This is a genomic window from Amnibacterium sp. (assembly GCF_036559085.1).
Classification (GTDB): domain Bacteria; phylum Actinomycetota; class Actinomycetes; order Actinomycetales; family Microbacteriaceae; genus Amnibacterium.
The window spans coordinates 65,496-90,093 of the sequence record NZ_DATBTU010000010.1 but is presented as its reverse complement, the minus strand read 5'-3'; the positions used below and the strand labels follow the sequence as shown (position 1 = coordinate 90,093).

Genomic DNA, 24,598 nt, shown 5'->3' with positions numbered 1-24,598 from the left:
TCGCCTCCGTTCCTACGCACCCGTGGTCACCTGCAGGATCCGCCGCCAGACGGTGTCGCCGTCCGGGTCGAGCCCCTCGTCCGCCGCCTTCGCGCGCGTCTCCAGCACCGCCGCGTAGTTGCGCGGCAGCACCTTCACGAACTCCTCCACGACCCGGTCGAAGTCGGCGAGCATGCGGGCCGCGAGGGCCGAGTCGGTGAGCGCGACGTGGCGCTCGAGCAGGTCCTTCAGGATCGCCGCATCCGCGCTGTCCATCGGCAGCAGGCCGAGCTCGCCGCTCGCGATCGCGTCGCGGTTGACCTGCGACTCCGCCAGCTCGTGCACGTAGGCGGTGCCGCCGGACATCCCCGCGCCGAGGTTCCGGCCGGTCGCGCCGAGGATGACGGCGAGGCCGCCGGTCATGTACTCGAGCGCGTGGTCACCCACGCCCTCGACGACGGCGGTCGCGCCGGAGTTCCGGACGAGGAACCGCTCCCCCACGATGCCGGAGAGGAACATGGTGCCCTGCGTGGCGCCGTAGCCGATCACGTTGCCGGCGATCACGTTCTCCTCGGCGGCGAAGCGCGCCTCGGGATGCGGCCGGAGCACGATCTCGCCACCGGAGAGGCCCTTGCCGACGTAGTCGTTGCTGTCGCCGATCAGCTTCAGCGTGATGCCGGGCGGGAGGAACGCGCCGAACGACTGCCCAGCGGATCCGCGGAGCGTCACCTCGATGGAGCCGGACGGCAGGCCGTTCTCGCCGTGCTTCATCGTGAGGTGGTGGCCGAGCATGGTGCCGACCGCCCGCTCCGTGTTGCGCACCTCGAGGTCGAGCTCGATCCGTCCGCCGTGCTCGAGCACGTGGGCGGCCTTGTGCAGCAGCCGGTTGTCGAAGTGCTGCTCCAGCTCGTGGTCCTGGCCGACCCGCCGCGTGCGCGGCTCGTCGTCGGGGAACGCCGGCCCGACCAGGATCGGCGTGAGGTCGAGGCCGTCCGCCTTCCAGTGGTCGATCGCGCCGTTCACGTCGAGCAGCTCACGGCGGCCGATGATCTCGTCGAGGGTGCGGTAGCCGAGGGAGGCGAGCAGCTCGCGCACCTCCTGGGCGACGAACTCGAAGAAGTTCACGACGAACTCGGGCTTGCCCGAGAACCGGGCTCGCAGCTCGGGGTTCTGCGTCGCGACGCCCACGGGGCAGGTGTCGAGGTGGCAGACCCGCATCATCACGCAGCCGGAGACGACGAGCGGCGCCGTCGCGAAGCCGTACTCCTCCGCACCGAGCAGCGCGGCGACGATGACGTCGCGGCCGGACTTCATCTGGCCGTCGACCTGCACGGTCACGCGGTCGCGGAGCCCGTTCAGCATCAGCGTCTGCTGCGTCTCGGCGAGGCCGAGCTCCCACGGGGTGCCCGCGTGCTTCAGCGAGTTCAGCGGGCTGGCGCCGGTGCCGCCGTCGTGGCCGGAGACGAGCACCACGTCGGCCTTCGCCTTCGTCACGCCCGCCGCGACCGCGCCGATGCCCGACTGGCTCACGAGCTTCACGTGGACGCGCGCCGCAGGGTTCGCGCGCTTCAGGTCGAAGATCAGCTGCTTGAGGTCCTCGATCGAGTAGATGTCGTGGTGCGGCGGCGGCGAGATGAGGCCGACGCCCGCGGTCGAGTGCCGCGTCCGGGCGATCCAGGGATACATCTTCGCGGGCGGCAGCTGGCCGCCCTCGCCGGGCTTCGCGCCCTGCGCCATCTTGATCTGGATGTCGTCCGCGTGGCTGAGGTACATGCTCGTCACGCCGAAGCGGCCGGAGGCGACCTGCTTGATCCGGCTGCGCCGCTCGGGGTCGAGCAGCCGGTCGACGTCCTCGCCGCCCTCGCCCGTGTTCGACCGGCCACCGAGCCGGTTCATGGCGATCGCGAGGGTCTCGTGCGCCTCCTTGGAGATCGAGCCGTACGACATCGCGCCCGTGTTGAAGCGCTGGACGATCGACTCGATCGGCTCGACCTCGTCGAGCGGCACCGGATGCCGGTGGCTCGGCGCGAAGCGGAACAGGCCGCGCAGCGTCATCAGCGAGGACGACTGGTCGTCGACGAGCCTCGTGTACTCACGGAACACGTCGTACCGGCGCGCACGGGTGGCGTGCTGCAGGCGGAAGACGGTCTCGGGGTTGAAGAGGTGCGGTGGCCCGTCCCTGCGCCACTGGTACTCGCCGCCCGTGGCGAGCCGCATGTGCACGCCGGGGGCGGCCTCGTCGGGGAACGCCGCCGCATGGCGTGCGGCGCTCTCAGCGGCGATCACGTCGATGCCGACGCCGCCGAGCTTCGTCGTGGTGCCGGTGAAGTGGTCGTCGACGAACTCCTGCGACAGGCCGACGGCCTCGAACGCCTGCGCCGCCGCGTAGGAGGAGACGGTCGAGATCCCCATCTTCGACATGATCTTCAGCACGCCCTTGCCGAGCGCCTTGATCACGTTGCGCACGGCCTTCTCGGGCGTCACGCCGGAGAGCTGGCCGCTACGGACGAGCTGCTCCACGGTCTCCATCGCGAGGTACGGGTTGACCGCGGAGGCGCCGTAGCCGATCAGCAGCGCGACGTGGTGCACCTCGCGCACGTCACCGGCCTCGACGATGAGGCCCACCTTCATCCGGTTCTGGTTCCGGATGAGGTGGTGGTGGATCGCGGAGAGCATCAGCAGGCTCGGCACCGGCGCGAGCTCGCGGTTCGAGTCGCGGTCGGACAGCACGATGAACTCGGCGCCGCGGGCGATGGCCTCGTCGACCTCCTGCCGCATCGCGGTGATCCGCTCCTCGAGGGCGCGCTCGCCGTCCTCGACCCGGTAGAGCCCGCGGACGACGGTCGTCGTCGCGCTGCCGGGGTGCGGGTCGATGTGGATGAGCTTCGCGAGCTCGTCGTTGTCGATCACCGGGAAGTCGAGGACCACCTGGCGGGCGTGCCGCGGCGTGGCGGAGAGCAGGTTGCGCTCGGGGCCGAGGCCGAGGCGCAGGGAGGTGACGACCTCCTCGCGGATGGAGTCGAGGGGCGGGTTCGTCACCTGCGCGAACTGCTGCGTGAAGTAGTCGAACAGCAGCCGTGGCCGGGCCGAGAGCACGGCGATCGGGGTGTCGGAGCCCATGGCGCCGAGCGGCTCCGCGCCGGTGGCGCCCATCGGGCCGAGGAGGATGCGGACCTCCTCCTCCGTGTACCCGAAGGTGCGCTGGCGGCGCACGACGGATGCGGGCGTGTGGACGACGTGCTCGCGGTCGGGCAGGTCGGCGAGGTTGATCCGCGCGGAGTCGAGGTACTCGGCCCAGGGCTGCGACGCGGCGAGGCTCGACTTGATCTCCTCGTCGCTGATCAGCCGCCCTTCGGCGGTGTCGACGAGGAACATCTTCCCGGGGCGGAGGCGGCCCTTGGCCTGCACGCGCTCTGGCGGCAGGTCGAGCACGCCGATCTCGGACGCGAGCACGACGAGGCCGTCGGTCGTCACGACCCAGCGGCCGGGGCGCAGCCCGTTGCGGTCGAGCGTGGCGCCGACGAGGGTGCCGTCGGTGAAGACGATGGCTGCGGGGCCGTCCCACGGCTCCATGATCCCGGAGTGGTACTCGTAGAAGGCGCGCAGCTGCGGATCGAGGTCGGGCTGGTTCTCCCACGCCTCCGGCACCATCATCATGATCGCGTGCGGCAGGCTGCGACCCGCGAGGGTGAGCAGCTCGACGACCTCGTCGAACGACGCCGAGTCGGATGCGCCCTCGGTCACGATCGGCAGCAGCGGGGTGAGGTCCCCGAGCACCTCGCTCTCGAGCTGCGACTGACGGGCCCGCATCCAGTTGCGGTTGCCCTGCACCGTGTTGATCTCGCCGTTGTGGGCGATCATCCGGAACGGCTGCGCGAGCGGCCAGGACGGGAACGTGTTCGTGGAGTAGCGCGAGTGCACGAGCGCGAGCATCGAGACGAAGCGCTCGTCGGAGAGGTCGGGGTAGAACGGCTCCAGCTGGAGCGTGGTGACCATGCCCTTGTAGACGAGCGTGCGGCTCGACAGGGAGGCGAAGTAGGCGCGGTGCTCCCGCTCGACCCGCTTGCGGAGCCGCATGGCCTGCCGGTCGAGGGCGATGCCCGCGGGCCGCTCGCCGTCCGCGCCGCGGCGCGTGGAGGTCAGGAAGAGCTGCTCGAACGCCGGCATGGAGCCACGCGCGAGCGCCCCGATGGTGCTCGCGTCCGTCGGCACGGGACGCCAGCCGAGCACCTCGAGGTCCTCCTCCTCGGCGATCGCGGCGACGGCCGCCTTCAGGGCGTTGCGCTCGCGCGGGTCGACCGGGAGGAAGCCGAGCCCGACCGCGTACGTGCCGGCATCGGGCAGCTCGAAGCCGGCGACCGCGCGGAGGAACGCGTCGGGGATCTGCGTGACGATCCCGGCGCCGTCGCCGGTGCCCGCGTCGGAGCCGACCGCACCGCGGTGCTCGAGGTGCCGGAGGGCGTCGAGCGCGGCGTCGATGATGTCGTGGCCCGCGGTGCCGCGGAGCGTCGCGACCATCGCGAGGCCGCAGGCGTCGCGCTCGGCGGCGGGGTCGTAGAGCCCGGTGGCCTCGGGCACGGCGCTGAACAGCGCGCGGGGTGCGGGGCGCTCGGCCATGGCGTCCTCCAGATCAGCCGGGGAGCCCGGCGGGGAGTGGATTCCAAGCGGGACGCCGTCGGCCCGGGATGCGGATGCGTCCCGCTGCCCGCTCGGCGGGAAGGGGAGGCTACAGGGAAGGTGCGCGGGGTGCGGAGGATCGCGGTGCGGCTCGCCCCGGGATCAGCCCCTGGACGCGCCGCCGCTTGTGACGGATCGCGCGTCCTCGTCCGCGGGGCTCGACGGGAAGTCGGCCGCGGTCCAGCGCGATCCTACAAGCCCGTCGGGCACCCACTGTCGTCCCGGGCGGTAGACGCCGACCTCGAGGCCGGGATGGCGCCGGAAGGACCAGGCCATGAGCACGATGCCGATCACGATCGACAGGAAGGCGGCCCATACGTTGGTGCGGAGCCCGAAGAAGACCTCGCTCGGGTCGATGCGGATCGACTCGAACACGCTGCGCCCGGCGCCGTACCAGATGAAGTAGAAGGCGAGGGCGCGGCCCCACCGCATGGGGATGCGGGGCGCGAGGTACGGGCGTCCGTTCGCCGGACGGACGAGCTTCTTCTCGATGGCGACGAGCACGATCGCGCCGGCGACGTCCCAGATGAGCTCGTAGAGGAAGGTGGGGTGGAAGAGGGTGCCCGGGGCGAGGCCCGCCGGGAAGGCCGCGTTGTCGCTCGGCACCTGCAGCCCCCAGGGCAGCGTGGTGGGCATGCCGTAGAGCTCGGTGTTGAACCAGTTGCCGATGCGGCCGATGCCCTGCGCGACGAGCAGGCCGGGCGCCATGGCGTCCGCGAACGACAGGAAGCGCACGCCGGTCCAGCGGCTCGCGATCCAGATGCCGACGGCCCCGCCGATCAGCGACCCGAAGATGGCGTTGCCGCCGTTCCAGATCGCGATGACGTCGTAGAAGGTGTGGCCCGCGCCGAAGTAGTCGCCGGGGTGCGTGAGCACGTGGTAGGCGCGGGCGCCGACGATGGCGAGCGGCACTGCGACGATCGCGAAGTCGACCACGACGCCGGGCTGGGCGCCGCGGGCGGTGAGGCGGCGCGAGGTGATGATCAGGCCGACGATGATCCCGGCGAGGATGCAGAGCGCGTAGCTGTGGACCGTGAAGATCCAGATCTGGAACGACGCCCAGGACGCGGGCGGGCTCGGGATGCTCTCGATCACGCGGAAGACCCTAGCGGCTGACCGTCTCGCCGCTCGCCGGCGCGGTCCCGGCGGCGAGGCCGGACGCGGTCTCCCGCAGGCGGCCGATGCCGCCCTCGGCGAGTGCCGACACGAGGGCGGAGCCGACGATCGCGCCGTCCGCGTAGGCGAGGATCTCGGCGACCTGCTCGGGGCTCGAGACGCCGAGCCCGACGCACGCGCTGGCCGCGCCGTGCTCGCGCAGCCGCGCGACAAGGGTGCGGGCCGCGGCGTCCACGTCCATCCGGGCGCCGGTGATGCCCATCGTCGACACCGTGTAGACGAAGCCGCGCGAGGCTGCGACGGCCGCGTCGAGGCGCGCATCCGAGGAGGTCGGGGCGGCGAGGAAGACCCGGTCGAGGCCGCGGGCGTCGCTGGCGGCGAGCCACTCGCCGGCCTCGTCGGGGATGAGGTCGGGCGTGATCAGCCCCGCGCCGCCCGCCGCGACGAGGTCGTCGGCGAACCGCTCGACCCCGTAGGCGAGCACGGGGTTCCAGTAGGTCATGAGCAGCACGGGCGTGTCGACGGCGGCGGTGATGCGCTGCAGCGCCTCGAACGCATGCCGCAGCCGGAATCCGCCGGCGAGGGCCGTCTGGGTGGCCCGCTGGATGACGGGGCCGTCCATCACGGGGTCGGAGTAGGGCAGGCCGAGCTCGAGCACGTCGGCGCCGGCCTCGGCGAGGGCGATCGCGGCGTCGATGCTCGTGGCGAGGTCGGGGAAGCCGACGGGGAGGTAGCCGACGAAGGCGCCTGCCCGCTCGGCGTTGGCGGCGCGGATCCGCGCCTCGACAGGCCCCACCGGGGTCGCGGTGGTCACGACTGGGCCGCGTCGCGGTCGATCAGGTCGAACCACTCCCCCGCGGTGACCATGTCCTTGTCACCGCGGCCGGAGAGGTTGATCAGGATCGTCGCCGACGGGCCGAGCTCCCGGCCGAGCTCGAGCGCGCCGGCGAGCGCGTGCGCGGACTCGATCGCCGGGATGATGCCCTCGGTGCGGCTCAGCAGCCGCAGCGCATCCATCGCCGCGGCGTCGGTGACCGCCCGGTACTGGGCCCGGCCGGCGTCCGCGAGGAACGCGTGCTCCGGCCCGACGCCCGGGTAGTCGAGGCCGGCCGAGATGGAGTGCGACTCCTGGGTCTGGCCGTCCTCGTCCTGCAGCAGGTAGCTGCGGGCCCCGTGCAGCACGCCGGGGCGCCCCTTGCCGATCGTGGCGGCGTGCCGCGGGGTGTCGACCCCGTCACCCCCGGCCTCGAAGCCGTAGAGGGCGACGTCCGCGTCGTCGAGGAACGCGGTGAAGATGCCGATCGCGTTCGAGCCACCCCCGACGCAGGCGGCGACCGCGGTGGGCAGCGCGCCGGTGCGCTCGAGCAGCTGCGCCCTGGCCTCGTCGCCGATGATGCGCTGCAGGTCGCGGACCATCGACGGGAACGGATGCGGGCCGGCGACGGTGCCGAAGACGTAGTTCGTCGTCGCGACGTTCGTCACCCAGTCACGCATCGCCTCGTTGATCGCGTCCTTCAGGGTGCGGGAGCCGGACTTCACGGCGACGACCTCGGCGCCGAGCAGGCGCATCCGCGCGACGTTCAGCGCCTGGCGCTCGGTGTCGACCTCCCCCATGTAGATGGTGCAGTCGAGCCCGAAGAGGGCCGCGGCCGTCGCGGTCGCGACGCCGTGCTGGCCGGCGCCGGTCTCCGCGATGACGCGCTTCTTGCCGACGCGGCGGGTGAGCAGCGCCTGACCGAGCACGTTGTTGATCTTGTGCGAGCCGGTGTGGTTCAGGTCCTCGCGCTTCAGGAAGATCCGCGCCTCGCCGGCGTGCGCGGCGAACCGGGCGACCTCGGTGAGCGGCGACGGCCGGCCGGTGTAGTTCCTGTGCAGCTCGGCGAGCTCCGCCTGGAACACCGGATCCGTCTTCGCGTGCTCCCACGCGGCCGTGAGCTCGTCGAGGGCCGCGACGAGCGGCTCGGGGACGAACCGGCCACCGTAGGCGCCGAAGTAGGGCCCGGGCTGCGAGTAGCGCGCGGGGAGGTCGGTGGCGGTCATGATCCGGCTTTCGTGAAGGCGGCGAGGAGGGTCTCCGGGTCCCCGGTGACGAGCGCCTCGCCGACGAGCACCACGTCGGCGCCGGCGGCGCGGTACGCCGCGACGTCGTCGGTGGTGCGCACGGCGGACTCGGCGACGCGGACGACGCCCGCGGGGATGCGGGCGGCGAGCCGCCCGAAGAGGTCGCGGTCGAGCTCGAAGGAGTCGAGGTCGCGGGCGTTGACGCCGATGATCCCGGCGCCGATGCCGAGGGCGCGGTCGAGCTCCGCCTCGCTGTGCGTCTCGACGAGCGCCGCCATGCCGAGGTCGCCGATGAGGCGGAACAACGAGGCCAGGGCCTCGTCGGTGAGCGCGGCGACGATCAGCAGCACGAGGTCGGCGCCGGCGGCGCGCGCCTCGAGCACCTGGTACGCGGTCGAGACGAAGTCCTTGCGGAGCACCGGGACGTCGACGGCCGCACGGACGGCCTCGAGGTCGGCCAGCGAGCCGCGGAAGCGGCGCCCCTCGGTGAGCACGCTGATCGCGGCGGCTCCTCCGGCGGCGTACCGGGCGGCGAGCGCTGCGGGATCCGGGATGTCGGCCATCGTGCCGCGCGACGGGCTCGCGCGCTTCACCTCGGCGAGCACCTTCATGCGGGTCTCGTCCCGCGCGAGCGCGGCGGCCGCGTCGAGCGGGGGCGCCGCGGCGAGGGCGGCGGCCTCGATGGCCGGCAGCGGGCGGGCCTCGCGGCGCGCGGCGGCGTCCTCGGCCGCGCCGGCCATCAGCTCGGCCAGCAGGCCGGGGACGGCCGTGCGGGGCGAGGTCAGTGCGAGCTCCCCACCCGGGAGCCGCCGACGCCGAAGCCGGCCTTCTTCAGCACGAAGCCGACGATGAGGCCGATCGGGATGAGCAGGGCGCCGAGGTAGACGAGCGGCAGCACCTCGAGGAAGAGGAACAGCGTGCCGATCGCGATGCCGAGCAGCATGATCGCGACTGCGATCCAGGCCGCGGGCGACGAGCCGTGGCCGGGGTCCTCCGTGGTGTTCGCCATGCGAACGATCCTACGGGACGGCCGGTGGCCGGGGCCGGTCGTCGTCGTCGTGCGTGGGGTCGCCGCCGGCGGTCAGCGCGTCCCATTCGTCGACCGGATCCGAGCGCCGCCCTGCGGGGTTCGCGGACTGCCGGTAGCGGCTCGATCCGCTCGGCCAGCCCGGGGCGCGCAGCAGCACCGCGCCGCCCGCGATGGCGGCGAGCAGGCCGGCCGCCGCGGCGACGAACGGCCATCCGGTGCCGTGCGCGACCGCGGTCACGTGGCCGATGACGCCGGTCGCCGTGCTGACCGCGCCCCGGGTGCCGGCGGCCGCGTCGAGCGCGTTCGGCAGCGTCAGCAGCACCACGAGGGCGCCGAGCAGCACGAGGATCAGCCCGAGCACGATCCGCGCGATCCGGCCGGCGATCGTGAGCGCCCCGGCGAGGGCGATGAGCACGATGCCGAGCGGCGCGAGCGCGGGCGCGACGCCCTGCCCGGTGACGGGCACCGGCCTGCCGTCGACGGGCACGACGGTGGAGAACACCTGCGTCGACGCGAGCACGACCACGCCGCCGAGCGCGAGGACGACGAGCACGAGCAGGAGCCGCTCGCGGGCCGCGCCGCGCCGGTCCCTCACGGCCGGCCGACCGGCCGCATCGCCGCGGCGATCGCGACCGCCTTCAGCGGCGCGGCCGCCTTGTTCTGCGACTCCGCGTACTCCGCCTCCGGCACCGAGTCGGCCACGAGGCCCCCGCCGGCCTGCACGCGGGCGACGCCGTCGGCGATGAGCGCGGTGCGGATGGCGATGGCGAGGTCGAGGTCGCCGGCGAAGTCGAAGTAGCCGACCACGCCGCCGTAGACGCCGCGGCGGGCGGGCTCGAGCGCGTCGATGATCTCGAGGGCGCGCGGCTTCGGCGCCCCGGAGAGCGTGCCGGCCGGGAACGTCGCCTTCAGCACGTCCACCGGGCCGACGCCGGGGCCGATCTCGCCCTCGACGCTCGAGGTGATGTGCATGATGTGGCTGAACCGCTCGATGCGCATGAACTCGGTGAGCTCGACGGTGCCGGGCAGGCAGACCTTGGCGAGGTCGTTGCGGGCGAGGTCGACGAGCATGAGGTGCTCGGCCCGCTCCTTCTCGTCGACGGCGAGCTCGGCGGCGAAGGCCTCGTCCGCCTCGGGCGTCGCGCCGCGCGGCCGGGATCCGGCGATCGGATGGCTGAACACGCGACCCTCGGACACCTTGACGAGCGCCTCGGGCGACGACCCGACGACCGCGACGGGGCTGCCGTCCTGCCGCTCGTGGGCGAGCAGGTACATGTAGGGCGACGGGTTCAGCTGCCGCAGCACGCGGTACACGTCGAGGGGGCTCGCCGTCGTCGGCAGGTCGAAGCGCTGGGCGATGACGACCTGGAACACGTCGCCGTCGCGGATGTGCTGCTTCGCGGCCACCACCGAGTCGAGGTAGTCCTGCCGGGGCGTGCGCAGCTCGGGTTCGGGCACGATGCCGAGGTCGACCTCCGCCAGCTGCGCCTCCACCGGGGCGCCGAGCCGCTTCTCGAGCGCGTCGAGCCGCCGCTGGGCGTCCGTCCACGCGGTGACCTCGTCCTCGGTGCCGTCGTTCAGCACGGTGACGATGAGCGAGACCGTGCCCTTGAGGTGGTCGACCGCGACGACCTCGGAGGCGAACACCATGCCGAGCTCCGGCACCGCGTAGTCGGCCGGCGGGGCGTCGGGCAGCCGCTCGAGCAGGCGCACGGCGTCCCACCCGATGTAGCCCACCAGGCCGCCGGTGAGCGGCGGCAGCCCCTCGACGCGCGGGCTCGCCCAGTGCGAGTGCAGGTCGTCGAGCGCCTCGAGGTAGTCGCCCGTCACGCCGCCGGCGCCGAACGCCCGGGACGCGGGCAGGCCCCAGTCCTGCCAGACAGGGCGGCCGCGCTGCTCGGTGAGCGCCCCGAACGCGGCGACGCCGACGAACGAGTAGCGCGACCAGAGGCCGCCCTGCTCGGCGGACTCGAGCAGGAACGTGCCCGGCCGCATCCGCCCACCCGCGCGCATCGCGAGCTTGCGGAAGATGCCGAGCGGCGTCTCGCTGTCGGCGAAGAGCTCGCGGACCACGGGGACGACCCGGCGTCCCTCCCGCGCGGACGAGAACGCCTCGACGGTCGTGGTGCCCGGCATCCGGCTCATGCGGCGCTCCCGTCGACGGCGTCGACCGGGTGCGTGTCGAAGCACGAGTGCGCGCCGGTGTGGCACGCGGCGCCGGTCTGGTCGACCCGCACGAGCAGCGCGTCCGCGTCGCAGTCGAGCGCGGCCCTCCGGACGACCTGGATGTGCCCGGACGTGTCGCCCTTGCGCCAGTACTCCTGCCGGGAGCGCGACCAGAAGGTCACGCGCCCCTCGGTGAGCGTGCGGGACAGCGCCTCGCGGTCCATCCAGCCGAGCATGAGCACCTCCCCGGTCGCGTGCTCCTGCACGATGGCGGGCAGCAGGCCGTCGGGCCCGAACCGGGCCGTCTCGAGCGCATCCGCCGCGGTCAGCACCGGCGCCTGCCCGGCCTCGTCGCTCATGCGTGCACCGCTCCCGTCCGCCGCACGACGACACCCGCATCCGCGAGCGCCGCCTTGACCTGCCCGATCGTGAAGACCCCGCGGTGGAACACCGATGCGGCGAGCACCGCGTCGGCCCCGGCGGCGACCGCGGGGGCGAAGTGCTCGAGGGCGCCGGCACCGCCGGATGCGATCACCGGCACGCTGCTGATCGCCCGAACCGCCTCGATGAGCCGGAGGTCGTAGCCGGCCTTCGTGCCGTCCGCGTCGATGGAGTTGACGAGCAGCTCGCCGGCGCCGAGGACGATCGCCTCCTCGACCCAGGTGAGGGCGTCGATGCCGGTGTTCGTGCGCCCGCCGTGGGTGGTCACCGCGAAGCCGCTCGGCACCCGCGGGTCACGGAGCACGTCGAGGGACAGGACGCACACCTGGGCGCCGAAGCGGTCCGCGATCTCCGCGAGCAGCGCGGGGCGGGCGATCGCGGCGGAGTTCACGCCGATCTTGTCCGCACCGGACTTCAGCAGGGTGTCGACGTCGGCGACGGACCGCACGCCGCCGCCGACGGTGAGCGGCACGAACACCTGCTCGGCGGTCCGCCGGACGGTGTCGAGCATCGTGCCGCGGCCCTCGACCGTGGCGGTCACGTCGAGGAAGGTGATCTCGTCCGCCCCCTGGGCGGCGTACCGCGCCGCGGACTCGACCGGATCCCCGGCGTCGACGAGCCCCTCGAAGCGCACGCCCTTCACGACGCGGCCGTCGGCGACGTCGAGGCACGGGATGACGCGGGTCGCGAGCGTCATCGGCTCAGATCCTCGCCGCGTGGATGGGGGTGACGAAGATCGCGCGGGCGCCGAGCGCGTAGAGCGCGTCCATCACGTGGTTCATGTCGCCGCGCGGCACCATCACGCGCACGGCCGCCCACGCCGGGTCGTGCAGCGGCGAGACGGTGGGCGACTCGATGCCGGGGGCGATGCGGGCCGCCTCGTCGAGCAGCGAGCGCGGCAGGTCGTAGTCGACCATCACGTACCGGCGGGCCACGAGGACGCCCTGCAGCCGCCGCTCGAGCACCTCGAGGCCGGTCGCGGCGCGGGGCCCGGCGATCAGCACCGCGGTGGACTGCAGGATGACCGGGCCGAAGATCTCGAGGCCCTGCGCCCGCAGGGTCGAGCCCGTCTCGACGACGTCGGCCACCGCATCCGCGACGCCGAGCCGCACCGCGGTCTCCACGGCGCCGTCGAGGTGCACCAGCTCGGCGCGGACGCCGGCCGCGTCGAGGAACCCGCCGACGAGGGCGGTGAAGCTGGTCGCGACCCGGAGGCCGGTGAGCTCGCTCAGCTCGGTGAAGCGGCCGGCCGGTCCCGCGAAGCGGAAGGTGGAGGACGCGAAGTCGAGCGCCGCGACCTCGCGGGCCGTGGATCCGGAGTCGAGCAGCAGGTCCCGGCCCGTGATGCCGACGTCGAGGGCGCCGGAGCCGACGTAGGTGGCGATGTCGCGCGGGCGCAGGTAGAAGAACTCGACGTCGTTGCGCGGATCCGCGACCGTCAGCTCCTTCGGGTCGCGCCGGAGGCGGTACCCGGCCTCGCCGAGCATCTGCGCCGCGGTGTCGGCGAGGGCGCCCTTGTTCGGGACGGCGATCCTCAGCATGCTCGGGCTCTTTCCAAACGGGGTCGGACGGGACGCTGCAGCGGCGGGGCCGGTCGGCTCAGAGATGGCGGCCGACGTCCTCGAGGGTGAGGCCCTTCTTCAGCAGCAGCACCTGCACGTGGTACAGCAGCTGGGAGACCTCGGATGCGAGACGGTCGTCGTCCTCCCACTCGGCGGCCATCCACACCTCGGCCGCCTCCTCGACGATCTTCTTGCCGATGGCGTGCACGCCCGCGTCGAGCTCCTCGACCGTGCGCGACCCGGCCGGGCGATCGGCGGCCTTCGCCGCGAGCTCGGCGTAGAGGCCGTCGAACGTCTTCACGCGTCCCAGGCTACCGGCGGCACCGGAGTCGCGCCGTTCCGGAGAAACCGGGCGACACGCCGCCTCGGGGCGCTCCATTGCGGCGTGTCGCGCAGGAACTCCGGATCGGCGTGATGGGTCAGGCGGTGGCGAGCTCCCGGAGGCGGCGGACCGCCGCATCCGGATCCGCGTCGCCGAAGACGCTGGATCCGGCGACGAACGTGTCGGCGCCGGCCTCGCGGGTGCGGGCGATGGTCGCCGGCCCGATGCCGCCGTCCACCTGCAGCCACACGTCGCGGTCGCCGATCGTGCCCCGGACCTGGCGGATCTTGTCGAGCATCTCGGGCTGGAACGCCTGGCCGCCGAAGCCGGGCTCCACGGTCATCACGAGCACCTGGTCGAACTCGTCGAGGCGGTCGAGCCACGGGCCGGCCGGCGTCCCGGGCTTCAGCGCGACGCCCGCCTTCGCTCCGGCCGACCGGATCGCCCGCGCCGTCGCGACCGCGTCCTTCGCCGCCTCCGCATGGAAGGTGACCACCGCGGCACCCGCCTCGGCGAACCCGGGGGCCCAGCGGTCGGGATCGTCGATCATCAGGTGCACGTCGAGCGGCAGGTCGGTGACCTGCAACAGCCGCTCCACCATCGGCAGCCCGAACGTGAGGTTCGGCACGAAGTGGTTGTCCATCACGTCGACGTGCACCAGGTCCGCCGACGGGATGCGCGCGACGTCCGCCGCGATCGCGGTGAAGTCGGCGGACAGGATGCTCGGTTCGATGCGAACGGCCACCAGCCGACCCTAGAGGAGCCGGCTCGGCGTGCCCCGTCGACCGCTCAGCGGTCGACGGTGACGCCGCCGCCCTCGCCCATCACCGGCTCGTCCTCGCTGATCGTCAGCTCCGGCTTGCGGCCCCGCGCCACGTTGATGGCGAAGATGATCGCGCCGATCACCAGCCACACGAGGCCGCCGATCTTCGCGAGCGGATCCGCGTTGATCAGCACGTAGCCGATGATCAGGAAGCCGAGCACGGGCACCACCCCGTGCAGCAGCCAGTTCCGCGACCGCTGCTTCACCATGTAGTGCCAGAACACGGCCACGTGCAGCAGGCAGAAGCCGAAGAGCGCCCCGAAGTTCACGAGCGACGAGATCAGCGTGAGCTGGCCGACGAAGAACAGCACGAGCACGACGGTGAGCGCGGTGACCGCGAGGATCGCGTAGGTCGGCACCTGCTGCCGGCTGATGCGGGAGAGGAGCCGCGGCAGCTGCCGGTCGCGGCTCATCGAGTAGAGCAGCCGGCTCGTCGCCGCCTGCGCGGCCATCGCGTTCGCGATGCCGACCGCGACCACGTTCACGGCGAAGAAGGCGGTCTGCCATCCGGTGCCGGCGGCCTGCTGCACGAGGAGGAAGAAGGCGTTGTTCACGTCGTTGTCGCTGAAGGCGGCGCGACCGCCGGCGAGCAGCGCCGCGAGCCACGTCTGCGCGATGAACAGGCCGGCGACGATGAAGAGGGCGATGATCATCGCCCGCCCGGGACCGTTCTTCCGGCCGGTCGACTCCTCCGCGAGGGTCGAGATGCCGTCGAAGCCGAGGAAGCTGAGCACCGCGATGGACAGCGCGCCGGCGATGAGCGGACCGTTGACCTTGCCGGGCGTCCAGATCGGGTCGGTGCTCCAGTGCGCGCCCGGCAGGGTGCCGCCGTTGATCGCCATCACCGCGATGACGATGAAGATCGCCACGAACACGAGCTCGATCACGAGGAACATGCGGTTCGCGAGCTTGATCGAGCTGATGCCGAGCAGATTCACCACCGTGTTGATCGCGACGAAGACGAGGGCCCAGAGCCAGTCGGGCGTCCCCGGGAAGATGCCCACCATCGAGGACGCCGCGAACACGTAGAGCAGCGTCGGCACGAGCAGGTAGTCGAGCAGGATCGCCCAGCCGGCGAAGAAGCCGATCGAGGGGTGGATGCCGCGGCCGACGTAGGAGAAGACGGATCCGGCGAGCGGGAACGACTTCGCCATCTGCGCGTAGGCGAGCGCGGTGAAGATCATCGCGACGAGTCCGATCACGTAGACGAGCGGCACCATGCCGGAGGCGCTGTTGTAGACGGTGCCGAAGATCGCCCACGGCGCGATCGGCACCATGAAGATCAGGCCGTAGATGAGCAGGTCGACGGTCGAGACGGAGCGCTTCAGCTCCTGCTTGTAGCCGAACGACTCGAGGGTGCGCTGGTTGTCGGAAGCGGCGGACATCGGGCGGCTCCAGGAGTCGGGCGGTGACGGAAGTTGCCTGCCACGACACACCGGGGCAGGGCCCCTACTTTGGAGGGCGGCAGGGCGTCGGTGCAAGTCCCTTCCGCGCGCCGTGATCGGGCCGAGACGAGAACCGTCCCGTCGCAGGTCGCCGGCGCCTCAGGAGCGGGTGAGCAGCTGCACGAACATCGCGTCGGTGGCGTGACGGTGCGGCCAGAGCTGCGCGGCGGTGCCGCGGCGCGCGCCGGCCAGCGGGCCGCTGGTGATGCGGCCGAGCACCTCGGTCGTCTCGACCGCGACGAACCCCGGATGCCGGGCGAGGACGTCCTCCACGCGCTCGGTCGTCTCGGCGACGACGGGCGAGCACGTGACGTAGGCGAGCAGGCCGCCGGGCGCGAGGGCGGCCACCGCGGCGTCGAGGAGCCGCGTCTGCAGGGCCGCGAGCTCGGGGACGTCCTCGGGGCGCTTGCGCCAGCGGGCCTCCGGCCGCCGGCGGAGCGCGCCGAGGCCGGTGCAGGGCGCGTCGAGCAGGATCCGGTCGAACCGGTCCGTGCCGTCTGCGAACCGCACCCCGTCGCCCGTCTCGACGCGGGCGTCGCCCGGCACCGCGGCGAGCGCCCGCTCGACGAGCCGGGCGCGGGCGGCCGTCAGCTCGTTCGCGAGCAGCGAGGCGCCGCCGGCCGCGGCCTCCGCGGCGAGCAGCGCGGCCTTGCCCCCGGGGCCGGCGCAGAGGTCCAGCCACCGCTCCCCCGCCGCGACCGGCCTGGCGCGGGTGAGCGCGAGGGCAGCGAGCTGCGATCCCGGGTCCTGCACCCGCACCACGCCCTCCCGCACGCCGGGTACGCCGGCCGGATCGCCGCCCGGCGACTCGATGCCGAGCGGGGACAGCGGATGCCGGGGCAGCCCGGTCGCGGCCGGCTCGGCGAGGCCGGGCAGCGCGACGAGACCGACCGGCGCCGGCACGTTGTCGACCTCGAGCAGCCGGTCGAGGTCGGCGTCTCCCCCGTCGGTGGCGGCGAGCGCCGCGCGCAGCGCGGCGACGACCCAGGTCGGATGGGCGCTCCGGGCCGCGAGCAGCTCATCCGGATCCGTGAGCCCGGCGGTGAGGCGCTCGGTCCAGGCGGCGTCGTCTGCGGCACCGACCCGGCGCAGCACCGCGTTCGCGAAGCCGGCGGCACCCTTCCCGGCGGCCTCGCGCGCCTGGTCGACGGCCTGGTGCACTGCCGCGTGCGGCGCGGTCCGGGTGGCGAGCAGCTGATGCGCGGCGAGCCGCAGCACGTCGAGCAGCGGTGGGTCGATCGCCGAGATGGCCCGGCCCGAGGCTGCGGCGATCACGGCGTCGTAGTGCCCGAGCCGGCGCAGCGTGCCGTACGTGAGCTCGGTCGCGAAGGCGGCCTCGGCGGCCGGCGTCGCGGCGCGCTGCAGGAGCACGGGCAGGAGGAGGTTGGCGTAGGCGTCGCGCTCCCGGACCGCGGTGAGCACCTCGAGCGCGATCCGGCGGGCCGGGCTGACGGCCGAGCGGGGACGGGCGGTCATCCGAGCCGCACCGGTCGCGCCGCGCCGTTCAGCCAGGCGCTCGCAGGCATCGGTGTGCGGCCGGCGGGCTGCACGGTGACCAGCTCGATGGGGGCGTCCGCCGTGCCGACCAGCACGCGGCCGCCGGTGAGGGCGACCTCCCCCGGTGCCAGCGGGGCGGCGTCCCGCGCCGGGGCGGCGTCGAGCACCTTGAGGCGGCTGCCCGCGACCTCGGTGAAGGCGCCCGGCTCGGGCGTGGTGCCGCGGTAGCGGGCGAGCACGGCGTCGGCGGATGCGGTGAGGTCGAGCCGGCCGTCCTCGAGCGTGAGCTTGCCGGCGAGGGTCGGCTCCCCCGCCTGCGGGACGGCGACGGCGGTGCCGCCGGCGAGCGCGTCCACCGCGCCGGCGAGCACCCCGGCGCCGATCGGGGCGAGCCGCGCGAGGAGGTGGCCCGCGGTCTCGTGCGTGCCGATCGGGACCTCCTCGACGGCGAGCAGCGGTCCCGTGTCGAGGCCGGCCTCGAGCCGGAACACGGCGACCCCGGTGCTGCGATCGCCGGCGATCAGGGCGTGCTGGACCGGCGCCGCACCGCGCCAGCGCGGCAGCAGCGAGAAGTGCAGGTTGATCCAGCCCTCGGCAGGGCCCGACAGCAGCGGCTCCCGGATCAGGCCGCCGTAGGCGACGACGACACCGAGGTCGGCGCCGTCCGCCAGCAGCGTCGCCGTCGCCTCGTCGTCGAGCCGGGATGCGTGGAGCACGGGCAGGCCGAGCTCCTGGGCGCGGGCATCCACGGGCGAGGGCGTGAGCACGCGACGGCGTCCCTGCGGTGCGGGCGGCCGCGTGACGACGCGGATGATCTCGTGCGGTCCGGCCGCGAGCGCGTCGAGCGCGGGGACCGCCGCATCCGGCGTCCCGGCGAAGAGCAGCCGCATGTCGTCCCTCCCGATCGGCGCCGTTCAGCCTAGGCGGCGGCTCTGGCCTCGCCCGCCCGGATCCCGGGCGCCTTCCGTCATTCCGGGCGACTTTTCGCGCCCGGAATGACGGAAGCGGCCCGGAATCGGATGCGAGGGTCGGGGGCGCGCGTCAGAGGGGCTCGTGGGGGTCGAAACGGACCCGGAGCGAGGGCGGCGGCGGGGCGGGCGGCTTCGGGCGGCGGGCGGAGCCGGCCTTCACGAGCGCCGCCTTGGCGATCGCGGCGAGCCGGGGGCCGGCCCCGTAGTCGAAGCGGAGCACCGCCCGCCGCCCGGTCGGGTCGGCGCCGTGCAGCAGCACCTCGGCGCCGGCGGCCTCGAGCTCCTCGACGAGGCCCTGCACCGCGGTGGCCGGGCCGGTGACGGCCACGAGCCGCACGACGGGCGGGAAGCGGAGCGTCCGGCGGTCGGCGAGCTGGCGGGCCGCGAACTCGGGGAAGCGCCAGGTGGCGAGCGCGGTCGCCACGTCGCCGGAGACGCCGACGAGGTGCACGGGCGCGTCGGGGCCGGCGAGCGCGGCGGCGGCCGCCCACCAGCGGAGGCAGTCCTCGGCCACCCAGAGGGACTCGCGGGCCAGCATCCGTCGCCCGTCGAGCAGCAGCACCGCGCGGTAGCCGCCTGGCGCACGCGGTTCGGCCCCGCGGGTCGACACGACGATGCGCGGGCTGCGGTCGATCTCGTCGTGCACGTGCTCGCCGTCGGCGATGAGCACGGGGACGCCGGGGAAAGCCCGGCCGAGCTCGTGGGCCGTGCGCCCGGCGTCGATCGGCGGTGGGGCGTCGCCGGCGCTCAGCGCCCTGAGGGCCGCCTCACCGGGTCGGGCGACCTGCACGAGCACGGGGCCGGCGGTCAGCGCCTGGCGCAGCGCCCGCCAGGCGGCGGACGGGATGCGCGACGGGCGGTCGTCGTCGGGGGTGAGCACGACGTCGGGCCGGGGCCGCGGCGGCGGGCCGTCGGTGAGCCAGCCGACCTGCACCAGCCGCTGCACCGTGGTCGAGCGCGTGTGGGCGAGCAGCAGGAGCCCGGCGCCCGACTGCTCCTGCCGGAGGAGCGCCACGTCCCGGGTGGCGGCATAGGGCGCGAGCGGCTCCTGGTGGAAGGCGTCCGCCTCGTCCCAGACGAGGATCGCGCCGAGGTCGGGCGCCGGGGCGTAGACCGCCGAGCGCGCCCCGATCAGCACGTGCGGGCCGGGCGTGAGCGCCGCGAGGTGTGCCCGGTAGCGCTCGGCGGCCGGCAGCGATGCGTCGAGTCGCAGCACCGCGTCCGCCGCGGGTCCCGCGGCGAGCACGGACGCCAGGTGGTCGAGGTCGCGGCGGTCGGGCACCGCGACGATCACCGAGCGGCCGGCGGCGGCCACGGATGCGGCGGTGTCGGCGAGCTCGGCCGCCCAGCCCCCGACCGTGCGGCCGTCCCGGTCGACCGGATGCGGGGTGGCCAGGGCGGTGAGCCGCCGGCCATCCACGAGCGCGTCGCCCGCGGCGAGTCGAAGGGCGTCCACCGGGACCGGGTCGGGCGGCCCGTCCTTCAGCCAGCGCTGCTCGACGCGGGCCTGCCGCTTCGGCACCGCGATCCGCAGCACGTCGGAGGCGACGCCGGCGCCGCGGTCGGCCACCGCGCGGGCGAGCCGCCAGACGTCGGGGGCGAGCACCGGCATCGGCGAGACCAGCTTGTCGATCTCGGACAGCTCCCCCGGCGCCTCGCTCGTATCCGAGACGCCGACCACGAAGCCGTCGGCCGAGCGGCCCGCGACGCGGAGCGGCACCTTCACGCGCACGCCCGGCACGACCTCACCGCGCATCCGCTCGGGGATCCGGTAGTCGAACAGGTGGTCGAGGCGCGGCAGCGGGGAGTCGAGCACGACGTTCGCGATCGACGCCTCGCTCATCACGGCTCCGTGCTCACGACGGCCTCGGCGCCGCGTCCGCCGTCGTCAGAGCCCGGCCGCCGCCGCGAGGTCGGCGGCGCGGTCGGTGCGCTCCCAGGTGAACGACGGCAGCTCGCGCCCGAAGTGCCCGAACACGCTCGTCTGTGCGTAGATCGGGCGCAGCAGGTCGAGCGCGTCGATGATCGCGCGCGGCCGCAGGTCGAAGACCTCCCGGATGGCGGACACGATCCGCTCCTCGGGCACGTGCGCGGTGCCGAAGGTCTCGGCGTAGAGGCCGACCGGCTCCGCGGCGCCGATCGCGTAGGCCACCTGCAGCTCGAGCCGGTCGGCGAGGCCGGCCGCGACGGCGTTCTTCGCGACCCAGCGCATCGCATAGGCCCCGGAGCGGTCGACCTTCGAGGGGTCCTTGCCGCTGAACGCGCCGCCGCCGTGCCGGCTCGCGCCGCCGTAGGTGTCGACGATGATCTTGCGGCCGGTGAGGCCCGCGTCCGCCTTCGGTCCGCCGATCTCGAAGCGGCCGGACGGGTTCACGTAGATGCGCGGCGCGGAGGCGTCGAGCCCGCTCGCCTCGAGCACCGGGTCGATCACGAGGCGCCGGACGGCGTCGCGCAGGTCGGCGGAGGAGACCGACGGCGCGTGCTGGGTGGAGACGACGACCGCCTCCACGCTGACGGGGCGCACGCCGTCGTAGCCGATGGTCACCTGCGTCTTGCCGTCGGGACGCAGGTACGGCAGCTCGCCGCCCTGGCGCACCTCGGTGAGACGGGCCGCGAGCCGATGGGCCAGCGAGACCGGGATCGGCATCAGCTCCGGCGTCTCGCGGACGGCGTAGCCGAACATGATGCCCTGGTCGCCGGCGCCGAGCTGGTCGTAGGCGGCGGCGCTGCCCTCCCGGGATTCGAGCGCCCGGTCGACGCCGGCCGCGATGTCGACCGACTGGGAGCCGATCGACACCGAGACGCCGCAGGTGGACCCGTCGAAGCTCTGCTCGGAGGAGTCGTAGCCGATCCGCCGGATGCGGTCCCGGACGATGCCGGGGATGTCGGCGTAGCCGCTCGTCGACACCTCGCCCGCGACGTGCACGAGCCCGGTCGTGACGAGGGTCTCGACGGCGACCCGGGCGTGCACGTCCTGCGCGATGAGCGCGTCGAGCACGCTGTCGGAGATCTGGTCGCAGATCTTGTCCGGGTGGCCGGGCGTCACGGACTCGGACGTGAACAGGCGCAGCGCGGGCACGGTTCCTCCAGGGAAGTGGGTGGGGCGTCCCGGCTCAGGCGGGGACGACGAGGTCCAGGATGGCGTCGGCCACCGACCGCTTGTCGCCGCCGGCCGAGCCGACGACGTCGCCCGCGGCGTTCAGCACGGTGACGGCGGTCTCCGGCTTGCCGAAGACGAGGTCGTGCCCGACCTCGTTGAGGACGAGGAAGTCGGCGCCCTTCGCCGCGATCTTCTCGCGGCCGAGGGCGAGCAGCCGGCCGGGGTCGGGCTCGGTCTCCGCCGCGAAGCCGACGACGACCTGGCCCGGCCGGGAGCGCTCGGCGGCGATCGTGGCGAGCACGTCGGGGGTGCGCACGAGCTCGACCGTGAACGTCTCGCCGAGCTCCCGCTTCTTCAGCTTGCCGTCGGCGACGCTCGCCGGCCGCCAGTCGGCGACGGCGGCGGCCATGATCACGACATCGGCGGCAGCGGCCTCGCGACGCACCGCGGCGAGCAGCTCCTCCGCGGTGCGGACGGACACGACCTCGACGCCCGCGGGCGGCTGGACCTCGAGGTGCGCGGCGACGAGGACGACGTCGGCGCCGCGGTCGCGGGCGGCCTCGGCGAGCGCCACGCCCTGCCGGCCGCTCGAGGCGTTGCCGAGGAAGCGGACCGGGTCGAGCGGCTCGCGCGTGCCGCCCGCGGTGACGAGGACCCGCTTCCCGTCGAGCCCCCGGGGTGCGGCGGCGTCGATCGTGCGGTCGAGCTGCGGGTTCGCGCGGACCGCGGCGTCGAGGGCCGCCGCGACGATGTCGGCGGGCTCCGCCATCCGGCCTGCTCCCGCGTCCTTGCCGGTCAGCTGCCCGGAGACGGGTCCGACGAGGAGCACGCCGCGGGACTCGAGCGTGCGGACGTTGGCCTGCGTGGCCGCGTGCTCCCACATCTCGGTGTGCATCGCGGGTGCGACGACGAGCGGCGCGGCGCTCGCGAGCACCGTCGTGCCGAGGAGGTCGTCGGCGAGGCCGGCCGCGAGCTTCGCGAGGGTGTTCGCGGTCGCCGGCGCGATGACGATGAGGTCGGCCGACTGACCGAGCGCGACGTGGCGCACCTCGGCGACGCCCTCGTAGAGGTCGGTCTCGACCGGGTTGCGGCTGATGGCCTCGAGCGTGGGCCGGCCGACGAAGCGCAGCGCGGCCGCGGTCGGCACGACGTGCACGTCGTGGCCAGCGAGCACGAGGGCGCGGACGACGCCGACCGCCTTGTATGCGGCGATGCCGCCGGAGATCCCGACGACGATCCTCACGGGCGCCCCGCTCCCGCGCCCATGGCCCGGCCGGCGCGCCCGCTCGGGGTCACTCGACGGCCGTGATGCGGAGCTTGTCCTCGTTGACCTCGCGGAGCGCGACGGACAGCGGCTTGTCGTCGATCGAGGACTCGACCAGGGGCCCGACGTTGTCGAACAGGCTGCCCTCGTGCAGGTCGGCGTAGTAGTCGTTGATCTGGCGCGCGCGCTTGCTCGCGAAGATGACCAGGCCGTACTTCGAGTCCACCTTGGTGAGCAGCTCGTCGATGGGCGGGTCGATGATGCCGAGGTTCTTGGAAGCCATGGGATCTCCTTGAAAGAGGAAGCGATCGCCGCGGAAGCGGCGTGGAGGGCGCGCGGTGCGCGGCGGGATCCGGGCAGGCCGGATCAGACGGACATCAAGTTTACGACCTCGCGGGCCGCCTCCTCGACATCCGTGTTCACGACGGTCGCGTCGAACTCCTCCTGGGCGGCGAGCTCGACCCGTGCGGTCTCGAGCCGGCGCTCCCGCTCCTCCTCGCTCTCGGTCCCCCGGCCGACGAGCCGGCGGACGAGCTCCTCCCACGTGGGCGGGAGCAGGAAGACGAGCATCGCCTCCGGGAAGGCCTCCCGCACCTGCCGCGCGCCCTGCAGATCGATCTCGAGGAGCACGCTGCGGCCCTCGTTCAGCGCCGACTCGATCGGCTGCCGGGGCGTGCCGTAGCGATAGGCGTTGTGCACGCGCGCCCACTCGAGGAACTGGCCGGCCTCGATCATCCGGTCGAACTGCTCCTCGGACAGGAAGTAGTAGTTCACGCCGTCGATCTCGCCCGGCCGCGGCGGCCGCGTGGTGGCGCTGACCGACAGGAGCACCTCGGGGTGGTGCTCCCGGATGTAGGCGGCGACCGTCCCCTTGCCGACGGCGGTGGGCCCGGCGAGCACGACGAGGCGGCTCGGCCCCTGCTCCGGCTCGAGCGGGCGACGCGGCGCCTGGCGGCGGACGAGGAACTCGTGCAGCCGCTGGTACTGGTGCACGCCGAGGCCGCCGAGCCGCTTCGACGGCGAGATCTTCAGGTCCTGCATGATCTTCGCGGTGCGGGTCGGCCCGAGCCACGGGATGCTGCCGATCAGCTCGCTGACCCGCATGGTCGCCTCGGGCTGCGTCTGGTCGCGCGCGGCGGTGGAGAGCACCTCGCTGGCGCTGCGCTCGCCGGAGGACACCTGGCGCTTCACCTCGGCCCGCGCCCGGCGCGCGGCGACGGCCGCCCGGGAGCCGGCGAGCCGGTCGACCTCTGGCGGGTTCATGGTGCGGTCCGGGTGGTCACGCGATCGCCTCTCCGAGGAGGTCGGCCTGCCGCTTGATCGCGTCGCCGATGGCGGACGGTCCGGAGGCGAGGATGCTGCGGGATGCGGTCACGACGGTCGAGGCCGCCGCGACGCCGAACAGCCGCTTGACGTCCGCGAACTGGGCTCCCTGGTAGCCGAAGCCGGGGGCGAGGATCGGCGTCGCCGGCTCCGCGGCCAGCGAGGCGAGGTCGATGCCGAAGTCGGTGAAGTCGACGGTCGCGCCGAGCACGACGCCGATGTTGCCGATCGGCCCCTCCGCGTGGGTGCGGTTCCAGTTCACGGCGCGCTGGGCGAGGCCGCCGGCGACCGACTTGCCGGCCTGCGTCTCCCGCTGGATGATCGCGGTCTGCACCGCCATCGCCTCCGGGTTCGACGTCGCGGCGAGCACGAAGAGGCCCTTGCCGTGCCGGCCGGCCTGCTCGAGCGGGGACCGCAGCGCGCCGAAGCCCTGAAAGGCGCTGATCGTCATCGCGTCCGCCTCGAGCGGCGCGCCGGGGGTGAGCCACGCCTGCCCGTAGGCCTCGATGGTCGAGCCGAGGTCGCCGCGCTTCACGTCGGCGATCACGACGAGGCCCGCCTTGCGCGCCTCCTTCAGCACGTCCTCGAGCACGCGGTAGCCGATCGAGCCGAACCGCTCGTAGAACGCGACCTGCGGCTTCACGATGCCGACCCGGCCGACGCAGGCCTCCACGACGCGGAGCCCGAACTCGTGCGCGCCGACCGCGGACACCGGCAGGCCCCACTCGGCGAGCAGGTACTCGTGCGGGTCGATGCCGACGCACAGGTGCCCGTACTCGGAGAATGCGGCGCCGAGGCGCTCCGCGAAGGTGGGCACGATG

At 73.8% G+C, this 24,598-nt stretch carries 22 protein-coding genes; all 22 read right to left on the bottom strand.

Translation table 11 applies throughout. The features are described 5' to 3' along the window. Positions 1-12: 12 nt before the first annotated feature. Complete coding sequence (gene gltB / locus VIG76_RS01255) at positions 13-4,596, bottom strand: glutamate synthase large subunit (RefSeq protein ID WP_331950190.1); 4,584 nt, start codon at positions 4,594-4,596, stop codon at positions 13-15. Positions 4,597-4,758: 162 nt separating this feature from the next. Next, positions 4,759-5,751, bottom strand: a complete 993-nt coding sequence (lgt, locus tag VIG76_RS01250; protein WP_331950188.1) for a prolipoprotein diacylglyceryl transferase — start codon at positions 5,749-5,751, stop codon at positions 4,759-4,761. 10 nt (positions 5,752-5,761) lie between these two features. After that, positions 5,762-6,586, bottom strand: a complete 825-nt coding sequence (gene trpA, locus VIG76_RS01245) for a tryptophan synthase subunit alpha (protein WP_414640592.1) — start codon at positions 6,584-6,586, stop codon at positions 5,762-5,764. Further along, positions 6,583-7,812 carry a tryptophan synthase subunit beta gene (gene trpB / locus VIG76_RS01240; protein ID WP_331950186.1) on the bottom strand — a complete coding sequence of 410 codons (1,230 nt, stop codon included), beginning with the start codon at positions 7,810-7,812 and terminating at the stop codon, positions 6,583-6,585. Before trpB ends, trpA begins: the two co-directional genes overlap by 4 nt. Continuing rightward, a complete protein-coding gene (gene trpC, locus VIG76_RS01235; protein WP_331950303.1) occupies positions 7,809-8,588 on the bottom strand; it encodes an indole-3-glycerol phosphate synthase TrpC in 780 nt (259 codons plus the stop codon). Before trpC ends, trpB begins: the two co-directional genes overlap by 4 nt. Before the next feature lie 26 nt (positions 8,589-8,614). After that, positions 8,615-8,842, bottom strand: coding sequence for a DUF6704 family protein (locus VIG76_RS01230; RefSeq protein ID WP_331950183.1), 228 nt, complete (start codon positions 8,840-8,842; stop codon positions 8,615-8,617). A gap of 10 nt (positions 8,843-8,852) precedes the next feature. Beyond that, the gene (locus tag VIG76_RS01225; protein ID WP_331950181.1) at positions 8,853-9,458 is read right to left on the bottom strand and encodes a Trp biosynthesis-associated membrane protein; all 606 of its coding nucleotides are present in this window, start codon (positions 9,456-9,458) and stop codon (positions 8,853-8,855) included. Next, entirely contained in the window at positions 9,455-11,008 is a 1,554-nt protein-coding gene (locus tag VIG76_RS01220) for an anthranilate synthase component I (RefSeq protein ID WP_414640591.1), read from the bottom strand. Before VIG76_RS01220 ends, VIG76_RS01225 begins: the two co-directional genes overlap by 4 nt. After that, positions 11,005-11,388, bottom strand: a complete 384-nt coding sequence (gene hisI / locus VIG76_RS01215) for a phosphoribosyl-AMP cyclohydrolase (protein ID WP_331950179.1) — start codon at positions 11,386-11,388, stop codon at positions 11,005-11,007. Before hisI ends, VIG76_RS01220 begins: the two co-directional genes overlap by 4 nt. Continuing rightward, the gene (gene hisF, locus VIG76_RS01210) at positions 11,385-12,167 is read right to left on the bottom strand and encodes an imidazole glycerol phosphate synthase subunit HisF (protein WP_331950177.1); all 783 of its coding nucleotides are present in this window, start codon (positions 12,165-12,167) and stop codon (positions 11,385-11,387) included. The genes hisI and hisF overlap by 4 nt, the downstream gene beginning before the upstream one ends. A 4-nt stretch (positions 12,168-12,171) precedes the next feature. Then, complete coding sequence (gene hisG / locus VIG76_RS01205; RefSeq protein ID WP_331950175.1) at positions 12,172-13,011, bottom strand: ATP phosphoribosyltransferase; 840 nt, start codon at positions 13,009-13,011, stop codon at positions 12,172-12,174. 58 nt (positions 13,012-13,069) lie between these two features. Beyond that, complete coding sequence (locus VIG76_RS01200) at positions 13,070-13,333, bottom strand: phosphoribosyl-ATP diphosphatase (RefSeq protein WP_331950173.1); 264 nt, start codon at positions 13,331-13,333, stop codon at positions 13,070-13,072. A gap of 118 nt (positions 13,334-13,451) precedes the next feature. Next, positions 13,452-14,099, bottom strand: a complete 648-nt coding sequence (gene rpe / locus VIG76_RS01195; protein WP_331950171.1) for a ribulose-phosphate 3-epimerase — start codon at positions 14,097-14,099, stop codon at positions 13,452-13,454. A 44-nt stretch (positions 14,100-14,143) separates the two neighbouring features. Next, a complete protein-coding gene (locus VIG76_RS01190; protein ID WP_331950169.1) occupies positions 14,144-15,562 on the bottom strand; it encodes an APC family permease in 1,419 nt (472 codons plus the stop codon). A 159-nt stretch (positions 15,563-15,721) separates the two neighbouring features. Next, the gene (locus VIG76_RS01185; protein ID WP_331950167.1) at positions 15,722-17,098 is read right to left on the bottom strand and encodes an RsmB/NOP family class I SAM-dependent RNA methyltransferase; all 1,377 of its coding nucleotides are present in this window, start codon (positions 17,096-17,098) and stop codon (positions 15,722-15,724) included. Continuing rightward, a complete protein-coding gene (fmt, locus tag VIG76_RS01180; protein ID WP_331950165.1) occupies positions 17,095-18,009 on the bottom strand; it encodes a methionyl-tRNA formyltransferase in 915 nt (304 codons plus the stop codon). The genes VIG76_RS01185 and fmt overlap by 4 nt, the downstream gene beginning before the upstream one ends. Positions 18,010-18,160: 151 nt before the next feature. Continuing rightward, the gene (locus VIG76_RS01175; protein WP_331950163.1) at positions 18,161-19,933 is read right to left on the bottom strand and encodes a primosomal protein N' family DNA-binding protein; all 1,773 of its coding nucleotides are present in this window, start codon (positions 19,931-19,933) and stop codon (positions 18,161-18,163) included. 45 nt (positions 19,934-19,978) lie between these two features. Continuing rightward, a complete protein-coding gene (gene metK / locus VIG76_RS01170) occupies positions 19,979-21,169 on the bottom strand; it encodes a methionine adenosyltransferase (RefSeq protein ID WP_331950161.1) in 1,191 nt (396 codons plus the stop codon). Between the two features lie 34 nt (positions 21,170-21,203). Continuing rightward, positions 21,204-22,433, bottom strand: coding sequence for a bifunctional phosphopantothenoylcysteine decarboxylase/phosphopantothenate--cysteine ligase CoaBC (gene coaBC / locus VIG76_RS01165; protein ID WP_331950159.1), 1,230 nt, complete (start codon positions 22,431-22,433; stop codon positions 21,204-21,206). 49 nt (positions 22,434-22,482) lie between these two features. Continuing rightward, positions 22,483-22,737 carry a DNA-directed RNA polymerase subunit omega gene (rpoZ, locus tag VIG76_RS01160; RefSeq protein WP_331950157.1) on the bottom strand — a complete coding sequence of 85 codons (255 nt, stop codon included), beginning with the start codon at positions 22,735-22,737 and terminating at the stop codon, positions 22,483-22,485. Positions 22,738-22,820: 83 nt separating this feature from the next. Beyond that, positions 22,821-23,717: a guanylate kinase gene (gmk, locus tag VIG76_RS01155; RefSeq protein ID WP_331950155.1), complete on the bottom strand. Its 897-nt coding sequence runs from the start codon at positions 23,715-23,717 to the stop codon at positions 22,821-22,823. Between the two features lie 16 nt (positions 23,718-23,733). Then, positions 23,734-24,594: an orotidine-5'-phosphate decarboxylase gene (gene pyrF, locus VIG76_RS01150; RefSeq protein WP_331950153.1), complete on the bottom strand. Its 861-nt coding sequence runs from the start codon at positions 24,592-24,594 to the stop codon at positions 23,734-23,736. Positions 24,595-24,598 lie beyond the last annotated feature (4 nt).